The sequence below is a fragment of the Staphylococcus microti genome (assembly GCF_000934465.1).
In the GTDB taxonomy this organism is placed as follows: domain Bacteria; phylum Bacillota; class Bacilli; order Staphylococcales; family Staphylococcaceae; genus Staphylococcus; species Staphylococcus microti.
In genome coordinates this window covers 1-14,647 of the sequence record NZ_JXWY01000053.1, presented here as the reverse complement: position 1 = coordinate 14,647, position 14,647 = coordinate 1, and the positions used below count along the sequence as shown (strand labels likewise).

General features: G+C 37.1%; 13 protein-coding genes, 1 pseudogene and 1 CRISPR repeat array. Of the genes and pseudogenes, 1 reads left to right on the top strand and 13 read right to left on the bottom strand.

Translation table 11 applies throughout. From position 1 onward, the window contains the following. The 7 genes and pseudogenes from TP70_RS13010 to hflX form a co-directional block, all read right to left on the bottom strand. Positions 1-72 (bottom strand): helix-turn-helix domain-containing protein (locus TP70_RS13010; RefSeq protein WP_156962270.1); only part of this gene is annotated, 72 nt, incomplete at its 3' end. A 40-nt stretch (positions 73-112) separates the two neighbouring features. Continuing rightward, positions 113-275 (bottom strand): annotated as a pseudogene (locus TP70_RS12735) (transposase); the annotation flags it as partial. Between the two features lie 841 nt (positions 276-1,116). Next, entirely contained in the window at positions 1,117-2,457 is a 1,341-nt protein-coding gene (gene glnA / locus TP70_RS08115; protein ID WP_044360879.1) for a type I glutamate--ammonia ligase, read from the bottom strand. A gap of 23 nt (positions 2,458-2,480) precedes the next feature. Then, a complete protein-coding gene (locus TP70_RS08110) occupies positions 2,481-2,849 on the bottom strand; it encodes a MerR family transcriptional regulator (RefSeq protein ID WP_044360878.1) in 369 nt (122 codons plus the stop codon). A 158-nt stretch (positions 2,850-3,007) separates the two neighbouring features. Then, on the bottom strand, positions 3,008-3,238 hold the full coding sequence (locus tag TP70_RS08105; protein WP_044360877.1) for a hypothetical protein: 231 nt from the start codon (positions 3,236-3,238) through the stop codon (positions 3,008-3,010). Positions 3,239-3,609: 371 nt separating this feature from the next. Further along, positions 3,610-4,502: a CRISPR direct-repeat array (repeat unit 36 nt; unit sequence GTTTTAGTACTCTGTAATTTTAGGTATGAATGATAC). A 100-nt stretch (positions 4,503-4,602) separates the two neighbouring features. Beyond that, positions 4,603-5,847 carry a methionine gamma-lyase family protein gene (locus tag TP70_RS08100; RefSeq protein ID WP_044360876.1) on the bottom strand — a complete coding sequence of 415 codons (1,245 nt, stop codon included), beginning with the start codon at positions 5,845-5,847 and terminating at the stop codon, positions 4,603-4,605. Between the two features lie 7 nt (positions 5,848-5,854). After that, complete coding sequence (gene hflX, locus TP70_RS08095) at positions 5,855-7,093, bottom strand: GTPase HflX (protein WP_044360875.1); 1,239 nt, start codon at positions 7,091-7,093, stop codon at positions 5,855-5,857. 108 nt (positions 7,094-7,201) lie between these two features. On the opposite strand from hflX, the gene TP70_RS08090 reads away from it, so the two are divergent. Further along, on the top strand, positions 7,202-7,675 hold the full coding sequence (locus TP70_RS08090; RefSeq protein ID WP_044360873.1) for a glutathione peroxidase: 474 nt from the start codon (positions 7,202-7,204) through the stop codon (positions 7,673-7,675). A gap of 219 nt (positions 7,676-7,894) precedes the next feature. On the opposite strand, the gene hfq is transcribed toward TP70_RS08090, so the two are convergent. From hfq to TP70_RS08060, 6 genes are all read right to left on the bottom strand, one after another. Then, a complete protein-coding gene (hfq, locus tag TP70_RS08085; RefSeq protein ID WP_044360872.1) occupies positions 7,895-8,101 on the bottom strand; it encodes an RNA chaperone Hfq in 207 nt (68 codons plus the stop codon). Then, the gene (gene miaA / locus TP70_RS08080; RefSeq protein WP_044360870.1) at positions 8,094-9,050 is read right to left on the bottom strand and encodes a tRNA (adenosine(37)-N6)-dimethylallyltransferase MiaA; all 957 of its coding nucleotides are present in this window, start codon (positions 9,048-9,050) and stop codon (positions 8,094-8,096) included. Before miaA ends, hfq begins: the two co-directional genes overlap by 8 nt. Beyond that, positions 9,037-9,990 carry an alpha/beta fold hydrolase gene (locus tag TP70_RS08075; protein ID WP_044360869.1) on the bottom strand — a complete coding sequence of 318 codons (954 nt, stop codon included), beginning with the start codon at positions 9,988-9,990 and terminating at the stop codon, positions 9,037-9,039. Before TP70_RS08075 ends, miaA begins: the two co-directional genes overlap by 14 nt. A 312-nt stretch (positions 9,991-10,302) precedes the next feature. After that, the gene (locus TP70_RS08070; protein ID WP_044360867.1) at positions 10,303-11,973 is read right to left on the bottom strand and encodes a glycerol-3-phosphate dehydrogenase/oxidase; all 1,671 of its coding nucleotides are present in this window, start codon (positions 11,971-11,973) and stop codon (positions 10,303-10,305) included. Between the two features lie 123 nt (positions 11,974-12,096). Further along, complete coding sequence (gene glpK, locus TP70_RS08065) at positions 12,097-13,599, bottom strand: glycerol kinase GlpK (protein ID WP_044360866.1); 1,503 nt, start codon at positions 13,597-13,599, stop codon at positions 12,097-12,099. A 47-nt stretch (positions 13,600-13,646) separates the two neighbouring features. Further along, the gene (locus tag TP70_RS08060) at positions 13,647-14,462 is read right to left on the bottom strand and encodes an MIP/aquaporin family protein (RefSeq protein ID WP_044360864.1); all 816 of its coding nucleotides are present in this window, start codon (positions 14,460-14,462) and stop codon (positions 13,647-13,649) included. Positions 14,463-14,647: the final 185 nt, after the last annotated feature.

Below are 14,647 nucleotides of genomic sequence, written 5' to 3'. Positions count from 1 at the left end.
AGATTTCGCAAAGAAAACCTCTTGTTCCTCTGTTGGATATAGTCTAAATTTGTACGCTTTCAATCGTTCCATTAGATACACCACCTATCTATTTATGATTATTCGCTTGATTTGGGGAAACTTTGAACATAATGTGTATAGGGTCTTTATCATAATGCCACGCAACTAAAGTAATCAGATATTTGATTATCAATTACTTGTCTACACTATTTCGTTGCTAAAATAAGAGGATAGTGAAGAAGGGATTCTAAATGACTATTTGTATCTAATGCCATTGTTATATTAACGCTTTTTATGTAGAATGAAAATAACATAAGTAAAACAAAAAGGCAATTCGCAATGTATATCAATTTTCAAGTTACCAAAAGTAACCACTATACTGGACGGCATTCATCACCCACCTAGGATAGAGAATGGCGACTTCTGACTAAACTAAGTTAAAATAAATGGTTTTACAGACAGAAGCTTGTACTTATTATGGTTATATCCCCTAATCAAATAATGAATTTAATCACTAAAATAACTTAAAGTAAAACATTTGATACTACTTTTTTGATGAATTCAGGTACACAAGCCAATTTTGTTTACATAATATTTTTATGATTATAAAATTCTAATTTGTTATTTCTATACATTTTAACCTTCCCATTAACTCCCAATCACTTCTATCAATTTACAGACTACATTTACTTTCAACAATAGTAAGTTTTTAATTGTTTCATATTTCTCTTCTTTCTATTTAAGTCTATATTTAGGCAATAAAAAATCCCACCACAATTGGACGGGATAAACACGACATATAGTCTTGTTTTAGTAGATTCTGTAATTTTAGGTATAAATACAGGTAGCTAACCTGTATTTATACTCTACCAAGTTATTGTTACGGTGTCAATTATTTACAAACAATTCTGATTGTACACGCTATCGCTGTTTTATATCAATAAAAATTTTCTCTAATATAGAATTGTTAAGCTCTTCACATTTATAAAAACGATTCAAATTTGATCAACTATTTGAGGCCAAATTGAGACCATAAGCACAAACTTGAGTACGGTGGTCTCAGTCAAAATACATTGACAAACCCTCAAACCATACAGGTTCAAGGGTTTTAAAGGTTTAATATTGCTTCATGTACTGCTCAATTTCCCATTTAGAAACTTGCGTGCGATAGTAGTCCCACTCAATTGATTTTGAGTTAATGAACTGGTTGTAAATGTGTTCACCTAACGCATCTTTAACAACTTCATTTTCACGCATTGCTTTTAATGCTGTATAAAGTGTTGAAGGTAAATCTTCAATACCTACAGCTTCACGCTCTTCACGATTCATTTCATAAATGTTTTGGTTGACTGGTTTTGGTACTTCTAATTTATTTTTAATACCATCTAAACCAGCTTGTAAAATAACCGCAAGTGCCATATAAGGGTTGGCAGCTGGATCCACTGAACGGATTTCAACACGTGTTGATAAACCACGTGAAGTTGGAACACGTACTAATGGAGAACGGTTTTTACCACTCCAAGCAATATAACTTGGTGCTTCATAACCAGGAACTAAACGTTTATATGAGTTTACAAGTGGGTTACATACTGCTGTGTAACCACGTGCATTTCTCATACAACCTGCAATAAAGTGATATGCGTCTTTCGTTAATTGCATTTCGCCATTTTCATCATAGAACGCATTTTCTTTTCCTTTAAATAAAGATACATTGAAGTGCATACCGCTACCGTTCACACCAAATAATGGTTTTGGCATAAATGTCGCGTGTAGATTGTGTTTACGCGCAATTGTCTTAACAACAAGTTTAAATGTTTGAATATTATCACAAGCAGTAATTGCATCAGCATACTTAAAGTCAATTTCATGTTGACCAGGTGCTACTTCATGGTGAGACGCTTCAATATCAAAGCCCATGTCTTCCAATTCAAGTACGATGTCACGACGACAGTTTTCCCCTAAGTCAGTCGGTGCTAAGTCAAAATATCCACCGTGGTCATTCAATTCCATCGTTGGTTCGCCTTTTTCATCAAGTTTGAATAAGAAGAATTCTGGTTCAGGCCCTAAGTTAAAGCTTGTATAACCTAATTCTTCCATTTCTTTTAAGACACGTTTCAAGTTACTACGCGGGTCACCTGAGAATGGCTTTCCATCAGTTGTATACACATCACAAATTAAACGTGCAACTTTACCTTTACCAGCTGTCCATGGGAAAATAACCCAAGTGTCTAGATCAGGATATAAATACATGTCAGATTCTTCAATACGAACAAATCCTTCAATAGAAGAACCATCAAACATCATTTCATTATCCAAAACTTTTTCCAATTGACTTACAGGTACTTCAACATTTTTGATTGTGCCTAAAATATCCGTAAATTGTAAACGTAAATAACGCACATCTTGTTCATCGGCAAATCGTCTAATGTCATCCTTCGTATACTTTTGCTTTGTCATTGCATCTTGTCCCCCAGTATGAATTATTTAAAAAAGCGCGATAAGTCACCACGATTAAGTGGAATCGATTCACGTTGCGGTTTCTGCGTCGTATCCACAATCATTTGTTTTCTTAGACGCTCTTCTTCATCATTTAATGTACTATCCTCTTCAACTAACATAATTTGTTTAATCCCTTTCATATTGAATCCTTTTTCCAATAAATGTTTGATTGAAAGTAAAACTTCTAAATCATTTAAAGAAAATAAACGTTTCTTACCATCAGTACGAAAAGGTTTAATGAGTTCATGTGTCTCATAGTAACGAATTTGTCTAGGTGTCAATTCCGTTAACTTACTTACAACACTCATCGGAAATACTGGCATATTACGCCGAATTGTATCGTTGCTCATCTACGCCATCTCCTTGAACTTTTGAACTTGTCTTAACATTAGCACATATTTTTACGCATTTCAAAAATATGTCAGAAAACCTTACATCAAATTTTAAACTTAAGCATAATTCATGATGATGCACAAAATTCAGGAGCAAAGAAACGCTAAAACACCACCTATTCTATTGAACTCAGAATTAATGATTTTGTCAGTAATCTGTTTTGCTCCTTTAATTTATCAATTTCTTCATTTAAAACATGTACTTCTTGTTGCATTATTAAGCCATAAAATTTTTGATTGGCTAATTCAGACTCATTTTTAAATTCTGATTGCTTTGTATCCACTTTTGTTAAGTAACTGACCATGCTTTTAAATTCATACATTAATAGTTCTTTTTGTTTTACCATTTATTAAACCACCTTCGCTTATTAGTAAAATGTAGTAACGAAATAAAAATCCCTACTTATACCTATTTTTATAAAATTATAAACTTTAATTCAAACATTGACAAGCTTTATTCTATAAATTTCGTATGTGCATTAATTGAACTTATGTTATATACTGAGACTCATAGTCTGATAAACACCATTGATTATCAGGTATAAGTGTTTTAGTACTCTATAATTTTAGGTATTTGTAAAAATAAGGTAGGAAAACGGCAATTAAAGTTGTTGTTTCCTACCTTGTATTTTTTATCAATCATATGCTGTTTTATCTCCATTTAGATCAGTTTATACTGATGCTTTATTTAATGACTTAAGTTATAATTGTTCTAGAGGTTTTAGTACTCTGTAATTTTAGGTATGAATGATACGTACAAATGAGACAGTTTACGCTTATAAATGTTTTAGTACTCTGTAATTTTAGGTATGAATGATACTTCAATGTTGGTTTATCTGGAACACTCGCTGTTTTAGTACTCTGTAATTTTAGGTATGAATGATACTATTTATGTTCTTATACTGATATCAAAATTGTTTTAGTACTCTGTAATTTTAGGTATGAATGATACATCCGACCGACAAAACCAAAGACTAACGACGTTTTAGTACTCTGTAATTTTAGGTATGAATGATACTTGAATAACCCGATGGGTCATCATCAGCTTGTTTTAGTACTCTGTAATTTTAGGTATGAATGATACCCATTTAACTGTCGTATCAAACGTGTTTGGGTTTTAGTACTCTGTAATTTTAGGTATGAATGATACTGATAATCGTGGTGGTAATTTTAAATATAGTTTTAGTACTCTGTAATTTTAGGTATGAATGATACTCATGTTTTTAGGGTCGTTTGCTGCACCAAGTTTTAGTACTCTGTAATTTTAGGTATGAATGATACATCGTTGGAGAATCATCCATTTAAACGAGTGTTTTAGTACTCTGTAATTTTAGGTATGAATGATACTGAAGCCCCCAATAAAAGAGTGGGAGCGTCGTTTTAGTACTCTGTAATTTTAGGTATGAATGATACATTTTTAGTATTTTAATTGGTCGCATGAGTGTTTTAGTACTCTGTAATTTTAGGTATGAATGATACTTATTTTCATAGGAATCTATGACATAAATAGTTTTAGTACTCTGTAATTTTTGGTATGAATGATACGAACTACTTGAAATGTATTATGAGTGGGCGGTTTTAGTACTCTGTAATTTTTGGTATAAACGATACTCAAAGTCCGTCGATAACCAACCATCCAATTCAAACACTATATAACCCAACGAACCCCCACCTAACACTAACTCGTCAGATGGGGGTTCGTTTTCTCTATTTACAATGTAATAAGTCCTTCTTTAATCATTTCTTCAACGGCACGTGTGACGGCAAGTTTGACATGTTCGTATGTGAGACCACCTTGAACGTATACTTCATATGGTTCACGTATTGGGCCGTCTGCTGATAATTCAATAGATGCCCCTTGAACAAAGGTACCTGCTGCCATAATAACGTCATCTTCATAACCTGGCATATAGCTTGGTTCTGGGCTGAAGTGTGCGTTAATTGGCGATGCATGTTGAACGCTTTGACAGAATTTGATCATCTGCTCTGCATTTTCAAATGATACGGTTTGAATCAAGTCTGTACGTGGCGTATCAAAACTTGGTGTTGTTTGCATGTTACAACGTACGAGTAATAAGCTTGTGAACAATGCGCCTTTTAAACTTTGGCTGACAACGTGTGGGCTTAAGAAAAAGCCTTGGTACATTTCATGCAAGGCACTTAATGATGCCCCTGCTTCTTTCCCAATTCCTGGTGCTGTAAGACGATAGCCACAGCGTTCAATTAAGTCTTTACGGCCAGCAATATAACCACCTATTTTGGCAAGGCCACCACCCGGATTTTTAATTAATGAGCCTGCAATGATGTCAGCGCCTACTTCTACCGGTTCACGTGTTTCAACAAATTCTCCATAGCAGTTGTCTACAAAGACGATAAGTTCTGAGTGAACCGCTTTAATTTGTTGAATCGCGTTTTCAATTTCGCCCACTGTAATAGAAGGTCTTTGATCATAGCCTTTTGAACGTTGAATGGCGATGACTTTTGTTTGTGAGTGAACCGCTTCAATCACTGCTTCAACGTCAATTTCCCCTTTATTTAAAGGTACTTCACGATAGCTCACGCCATATTCTTTCAAACTTTCAATGCCTGAACCGTTGACACCAATTACTTCTAATAACGTGTCGTAAGGACTTCCTGTAATATACATTAACTCGTCACCTGGTTTTAACAAACTTTGTAAGGCAACGGTAATCGCATGTGTACCTGAAATAATTTGGGGTCGGACTAGGGCATCTTCTGCTTTAAATGTTTCTGCGTAAACTGCTTCTAAATGGTCTCTACCAAAGTCGTCGTAACCATAACCAGTCGTACCGAGTAAGTCAGACTCGGAAATTCTCACTTTATGAAAAGCGTCCAATACTTTCGCTTGATTGTCATAGGCACGTGCTTCTATTTCTTTAAAATAGGGTGCTAATATTTGTTCTACTTCTTCAATAATCTGTGTTAAGTCGTTCATCATTCCGCTACTTTCTATATTTTTTATATCCTTCAACTCTATAATTTTCAGTCGTTTCATCAAATTCTAATCGTGTGATTAACGTATGTTGTTTCAAATCGTATAATCTATTGGCTTGATGGCTAGGTACTTCTGTTTCATAGTACGCCATTTGTTGTTTCATTTGTGTTAACAAAGTAGATTTTACTTTTTCAATATCTGCTTGGTCTTTCGCTGATACAAAGACCATGGGTTTGTTTGTAACCGGTAATTCTCCTGTATGTAAATCTCGCTTATTGAATAACACGATTTGTGGGATATGTTCCATGTCTAACGTCTTAATCAAGTCATTCACAGTGTCATACTGCGACTTATAATCAACATGACTTGCATCTACAACGTGTAATAAAAGATCTGCACGTTTTGCTTCTTCTAAGGTTGATTTAAATGCTTCAATCAATGTCGTTGGCAGTTTTTGAATAAACCCAACTGTATCTGAAATCACAACTTCAAATCCATCGTTCAGCTTCAATTGTCTTGTTTTCGGATCTAATGTCGCAAAAAGTTGATCTTTTTCGTAAGTACCGGCATCTGTAAGTGTATTAAACCATGAAGATTTCCCTGCATTCGTATAGCCAACTAATGCGATTTGAAAGACATCATGTTGATCTCGTTTTTGACGATAACGCTCACGGTGTGCAGATACTTCCGACAGTTTACGTCGTATTTCAGTCATACGTGTACGAATATGACGACGATCTGTTTCTAGCTTTGTTTCACCCGGGCCACGTGTCCCAATACCGCCGCCTAAACGTGACAAGCTTTTCCCGTGCCCCATTAAACGTGGCAGTAGATAGTCTAACTGGGCGTATTCTACTTGGAGTTGCCCTTCTCGACTTTTCGCGCGCAATGCAAAGATTTCAAGAATTAACTGCGTTCGATCAATAATTTTAATGCCTAGCGTCTGATTTAAATTTTTCGACTGTGCTGTCGTTAGTTCATCATTGGTTATAAGCACGTCAATATCATGGAAATCAATAAAGTCTTCTATTTCTTGCAACTTGCCTTTACCGACATAATAACGTTGATCCATAAAGTTTTTGCGCTGTGAAAAAGCCCCTTTGACGTCTAGTTCACACGTATTGGCTAAAGCATCTAACTCGGTCATCGTACTTTCAAAATCATAGTCTGATTGATAGAGATCCACCCCAACTAAAACTGCTTTTTCACGGGCTTTTTCTGTTGTATACGGTTGTTGATTTTGCATCATATCACCATTCGTTCTTCTGACATAGTAATCTTTATTGTAACACAGTGTGCCTTGTAAGACTATATACCTTGAATATGCTATATTAGTAGTAAAGGAGTGGTTGTTATGAGTATATATGATATCGAAGTCACAAAGACTGATGGGACAACCTATCCACTTGCACAGTATCAAGGTGACGTCTTACTCATTGTTAATACAGCAAGTGAATGTGGTTTCACGTCACAATTCGGGGGATTACAAGCATTGTATGAAGCGTATCATGACAAAGGATTTACAGTTTTAGGCTTCCCATGTAACCAGTTTGGTAAACAAGAACCAGGTACTGGTCAAGAAGCTGAAACGAACTGTAAATTAAACTATGGTGTCACTTTCCCAATGCATGAGAAAATCGAGGTCAACGGTGATCAAGCCCACCCGCTTTTCAAACATCTTAAAGCACAACAATCTGGCTTGTTCAGCGAGAATATAAAATGGAACTTCACGAAGTTTTTAGTTGATCGTGACGGCAATGTGATTCATCGTTATTCTCCACAAAAACCACCCGAAAAGATTAAAGATGCCATTGAGAAGCTATTATAATGTGATGCGTTACTTAATGGTAGATGCTTTGTAGCAGTGCGTTTTATCCCAACTTTTCGGATAAAGTGTGCTGCTTTTTATGTCCAAATTAAAACGCCATACCACTCGACGGTACGACGTTTTACGATTAATACATCAATGCTCTGTTTAATCCATATTCAACAATTCGTTTGTGTGGTTATGTTGTGTAACAGCATTTCCACACACCTTATCTCAAGATTACTGTGCCCCTTCTACAAACGTGCTAATTGCGTGTTTATAAATCAGATGATGTCGATCTTGTGAGAGAAAATCAATGACATATTTATCATAGTCATGTAATGTGCCACGTAATTGAAAGCCATTTGTTAAAAAGACTGTCAATTCTTTCTCCTCATTTTTGAAAGTTTCAAGGTACTCATCTTGAATGTTTCTTTTCTCAACCATTTTCATATCTCCTTTTGTTTATTTGGGTTGTGAGCTCAGATAACATTGAAGTAAGTGACATCTTCTCTCTATCTAACCAATGAACATTTAATTTGTTTTTGAACCAGGTCATCTGTCTTTTTGCATAGTTACGTGAATGTTGCTTTAGCTGCTCAGTGGCAAGTTCAACATCCATTCCATCTGTAATGACAGGGATCATTTCCTTATAACCGATTGCTTGCATACTTTGACAAGATGCATATCCCTGATCAATAAGTTCTTGCACTTCATCCAATAAACCTTGAGACAACATGATGTCAACACGACTGTTTATTCTTCTATATAATGTTTCGCGCGACATTTCTATCCCTGCTATTAATGTATCATAATTTTCTGTTAACTGGGTACTTTTCTTGCGATTACTCATAACTTTTTTTGTTTTTAAGTAGTAGACGATGGCACGTTCAACTCTTTGACGATTATTCGGATGAATCGCTTCTTGTGATTGCGGGTCAAATGTGCCGAGATACGCATGCAGCTCTTCGTTTGAATAAGCTGCCAATTTGTCCATTTGTGCCTGTACTTTTTGCGTTTGTTCAGGTGATACCGACTCATCATCAAAACGATAATCGTAAATAACAGATTGTATGTACAAACCTGTGCCTCCAGCAATAATCGGGACTTTCCCACGTGCTGTGATATCATCAATTAAAGGTTTCACACGCTGCTGAAAATCATACGCTGAAAATGTTTCATCTGGATTTAAAATATCAATCAAATGATGCGGTATGCCTTCCATTTCAGCTTCAGTAATTTTCGCTGTGCCAATGTCCATCCCTTTATATACTTGCATGGAATCGCCACTGATTACTTCTCCATCAATGGCTTTGGCTAATTCTATGCTCAATGCCGTCTTACCACTCGCAGTCGGTCCAACAATTACGACAAGAAATGGCTTATTTTTGCTCATGTACTTCACTCACTTTTGTTTTTTGTATAATTTGACGACTCATCCAGTCTAATAAATGTTTCCACACGTTTTCATAGTCTTTTTCAAATAAAACTTCATGCCGTTTATGTGGATATAATTGTACGGTAATATGTTCAATGCCACCTTTTTTCAGCTGACGTGCTAAACGATGGATACCTTTACCATTTTCACCAAACGGATCGTCTTTTCCTGAGACGAGTAGTACGGGTACATTTTTATTCATACGTTGAATATTTTTAAGTTCTCCTGTTTTCATCATGCTGCGTGTGACACTATACACGAGTTGATTGGACACGAGAAAGCCTGAATATTCATCTTTAATATAAGTATCGACCCATTGATCATCTGAACTAATCCAATCGCTCGGCGTTCTTAATGGTTTAAATTGTTTATTAAATCGTCCTGTCACGAGTTGATTGACCCAACCGAGTCGTTTTGTTGGACCGCATATTTTTGTAATGACATTAAGTGCAATATATGAAGGATAACCTTGCCATTTTGGAAAGTAGCCTGTACCGCTCAAAATAAGCCCTTGTAGTGCATCTGGATATGTTTCAGCAAATTGGCGTGCAATAATAGAACCCATTGAATGACCCAGTACGATACAAGGTAAATGCTGTCCTAAGTCACCACGCAATGTCGTTTGGACTTCATATGCATCTTTGACGACTTGTGCAATTGAATCAAAATGACCACGAATACTATCAATCTCTTTCCCATGGCCACGATGATTGTGCCGTATGACATGATAACCGCGGGTATTCAGCTTGTTCACAAGCGGTTCATAGCGATCCATATGTTCCGCCATACCATGAAAAATATGGATGATACCGACTACTTCTCTATCTGCACGATCGACTTTTGTTTCCAACATCGTGCCATCTGTCATTGTCATTTTCATCGTTTCATGTTTGACCATCTTATCACGACACCTTTCGTTCATTGTTATTATCTTTACTTTACCATAAGCATTCGCGTCATAGTGGACTGAATCGACAATTTCGTAATGTTTAGACCCTTTCTACCTTTATCGTTTCATTCATGCCTTATTATTGTTCATGAGCCCGAAAATGTATATACAAAATATTCGTATCACATCGTCTACGTAGCTTACATAAAATAAGATAAAAATAAAAAACCATTAGCCGTCAGTACACATGAACAGTGATACGTTCATGTATGACTGACAAGCCAATGGTCTATCTATTTATTGTAAACAATTCATTGTGTATTACGCTTCTGCTGGTTGATGTTGACCAAAACGTGCTTCGTCGATTGCTTGTTCAAGTTCTGCTTTGTATTGTGCTTTTGTATTTTCATCGTAACCAACTAAGTCTGCAAGTACCTCAATAGCCGCATCTTTGTATTGAATAACTGCGTCGATATTAAAGTAAATATCGCCAGTACGACGCACGAAGAAGTCTGTTGGTTTCACAACAAGTTCGTTTTGTACGCCATACACAAGTTCAACATATACTTGTAGTGGTAAACCTGTATTTTGATGTTGTGCTGCTTGTGCAATTTCAAAAATAGTGTCTACGTTAGAACCGTAACGACGTGCAAAGAATTCTGCAAGTTCTGGATCAAGGTTGAATTTACGTGCCGCTTCAACTTTTTCTTGGACGAAGTTTTCAAAGTTTGCGCTACCGCCTACGTCACCGCCAGAAATCGCAATCTGTTTTGTATTCACAGCTTTGAATTTATCGCCATATTCTTGTTTTAAGCGTTTTTCAACTAAGTTCATAATATCTTCTGCCATGTGACGGTAACCTGTTAACTTACCACCAGCGATTGTAAGAAGACCTGATTTACCTTCCCATACTTCGTCTTTACGTGAAATTTCTGATGGATCTTTACCTTCTTCAAGGATTAACGGACGGATACCTGCCCATGTTGATTCGATATCACTATCTGTCACATTCACTGTTGGGAACATATAGTTGATCGCGTCGATTAAATAATCGCGGTCTTCTTGGTTCACTTGTGGGCTTGCTTTGTCGTTATCATAGAATGTATCTGTAGTCCCCACGTACGCTTTACCATCACGAGGAATGGCGAAAATCATACGACCGTCATTTTCTGTATCAAAATAAACGGCTTGTTGTAATGGGAATTTAGATTGGTCGATAACCACGTGTACCCCTTTAGTTAAACGTAACTGTTTGTTGTTTTTAGAGTAGTCTGCACGACGCACTTCATCTACCCAAGGTCCTGTCGCATTGACAACTTTTTTCGCACTGATTTCAAATGTGTCGTTTTCTAACATATCTGTAACAGTAACACCTTTAACTTGTTCTTTGTTGTCGTAAATAAAGTTTGTTACTTTTGCATAGTTGATAATGTCAGCACCTTGTTCTGCTGCTTTTTTCATGACTTCGATTGTTAAACGTGCATCATCTGTACGGTACTCAACATAGTAACCGCCACCTTTAAGTCCTTCTTGTTTCACTAAAGGTTCTTTATCCATTGTTTGTTGCTTACTTAACATTTTTTTACGTTCTGATTTTTTAACACCTGCAAGGCGGTCGTACACACCTAAACCGATAGATGTTGAGAATTTGCCGAATGTACCGCCTTTATGCATAGGAAGTAGCATCCATTCTGGTGTTGTTACGTGTGGTCCATTTTCATAAACAATCGCACGTTCTTTCCCTGTTTCAGCTACAACGCCGACTTGGAATTGTTTTAAGTAACGTAAACCACCATGAACTAATTTTGTTGAACGTGAGCTTGTTCCTTGTGCAAAGTCTTGCATTTCAACGAGTGCAACTTTCATGCCACGCGCTGATGCGTCAAGTGCGATACCTGCCCCTGTAATACCGCCACCGACAACGACTAAATCATACATATCTTTTTTCATATTTTCTTTCACTGAATGACGCTTTAATGTTGATAAACCCATACTAACTACCTCCTAATTGTATAAAAAAGAGAGACTCCTCCTACAGACTTATTTAAAGTTGTACGAAAAATCTCTCTTCATCTCGTGTGCTTTTATTAACTTACGTTTAGTATATCACAGTTATTACGCTTCGTCTAACTTGAATACTTGTGTTGCTTCAACTGCTTTTTTCCAACCTTTGTATAACTTCTCGCGTTTTTCTTCAGGCATTTCCGGATTGAACGCTTTTTCAAGTTTCCAATGATTGCTGACATGTGATTGGTCTTTCCAGAATCCTGTCGCGATACCTGCTAAGTAAGCTGCACCTAGCGCTGTTGTTTCACTTACTTCAGGACGTTCTACTTCGATGTTTAATAAGTCTGCTTGGAACTGCATTAAGAAATTATTTTGTACGGCACCACCGTCTACACGTAAGCCGTTTACATCTATACCAGAATCTTGTGCCATTGCTTCAATTACATCGCGTGTTTGATAGCAAAGTGATTCTAATGTCGCACGAATAAAGTGTTCTTTTTTCGTTCCGCGTGTTAAACCGAAGATCGCACCGCGTGCTTCTGAATCCCAATATGGTGTACCAAGACCAACGAATGCTGGTACGACATATACACCGTCACTACCGTCTACACGTGTCGCATAGTCTTCTGATTGTGGTGCTGATTGAATCATGCGTAAACCGTCGCGTAACCATTGAATTGCTGAACCGGCTACGAAGATAGAACCTTCTAACGCATAATGCACTTTACCATCGATACCGTAAGCGATTGTTGTTAATAAACCATGATCTGAAATAACCGCTTCTTCACCAGTGTTCATTAACATAAAGCCACCTGTACCGTATGTGTTTTTCACGTCACCACGTTCAAAACATGCTTGACCGAATAACGCAGCTTGTTGGTCACCTGCAATACCTGCAATTGGTACATTTTGACCAAAGAAGTGATAATCTTTTGTTTCACAGTACACTTCACTTGATGGACGTACTTCAGGTAACATGTTTTTAGGGACATCTAACAGCTCAAGTAATTCATCGTCCCATTTCAAGTCGTGAATGTTGTACATTAACGTACGGCTCGCATTTGAATAGTCTGTTACGTGTGCTTGTCCGCCTGATAATTTCCAAACAAGCCATGTATCAATTGTACCGAATAGTAGGTCGCCGTTTTCTGCTTTTTCACGTGCACCTTCTACTTCGTCAAGAATCCATTTCACTTTTGTTCCAGAGAAGTATGGATCTAACAATAAGCCTGTTTTTTGACGGAATAAAGGTTCATGACCATCTTTTTTCAACTGTTCACAAATGTGTTGTGTTTGACGTGATTGCCAAACAATTGCATGGTAAATTGGACGACCTGTGTGCTTATCCCACACAACAGTTGTTTCACGTTGGTTTGTGATACCGATACTTGCAACTTCTGAAGCTGAAATGTCGTTTTCATTTAAAACGGCAGCCATTACTGAAATGACAGATGTCCAAATTTCATTCGCATCGTGCTCTACCCAGCCTGATTTTGGGAAATGTTGCTTGAATTCTCGTTGTGAGATACCGCAAATTTCACCTTTTTCATCAAATAAAATCGCTCTTGAACTTGTTGTTCCTTGGTCGATTGCTAAAATATATTTTCCCATAATATGATGCCTCCCAAACGCATTCGTATTTATCTATTATTTTAAAATTAAATTTTTGCGATGTCATCTCTTGAAGATTTCGCATTCATCACTTGACCGAGTACTAATGTACATGCGACAAGTACAAGCGTTACAATTGTCCAAACGTCGAATGTCCCTTCAAATACAAGACGGTACACAACTGCACCTAACATACCACCAACAATTGGTCCTAATACAGGTACAATGGCATATGACCAGTCGCTGTTACCTTTGTTGTGAATCGGCAAAATCGCATGTGCAATACGTGGACCTAAGTCACGAGCTGGGTTGATCGCATAACCAGTTGAACCACCTAAGCTCACACCAATGGCAACGATTAATGCACCGACGATAAGTGGATTTAAACCATCTGTGAATTTGTTTGCGCCGATGAAAAGTAATCCTGCGATTAAAATAGCTGTCCCGATAATCTCAGTTAAGAAGTTTGCCATGTAGTTACGAATACCAGGTGCTGTTGAGAACACACCTAACTTCGCACCTTGATCGTCTGTTGCACGCCAATGTGGTAAGTACGTTAACCATGTCAATGTCGCACCGACAATCGCACCGAGCATTTGCGCAACGATGTATCCAGGTACTTGTGACCAAGGAAAATCACCAGTCATTGCAAAGGCAATCGTCACTGCAGGGTTTAAGTGCGCACCTGAGAACTGACCAACGGCGTAAACACCTAGTGTTACGGCAAGTCCCCAACCGACAGCGATAACGATCCAGTCTGCGGCTTCACCTTTCGATTTTTTTAACACGACGTTGGCAACCACGCCACCGCCCATTAAGAGTAAAAGGGCTGTCCCAAAAAATTCTGCTAAATAAATATTCATTCTTTTACCTCCTGTTAGCAAAAAAGAGACAACTACAACACGCACTACACCAAATAGATATAATACGAACGCAGAAATCTCTTAGTCTCTATTCTTATATTAACTTGCTATTTATAATACACGCATATGAAAACGCTGTCAATTTATTATTTCATTTTTCTTCTGATTTGTTTAATTTTTTTAAC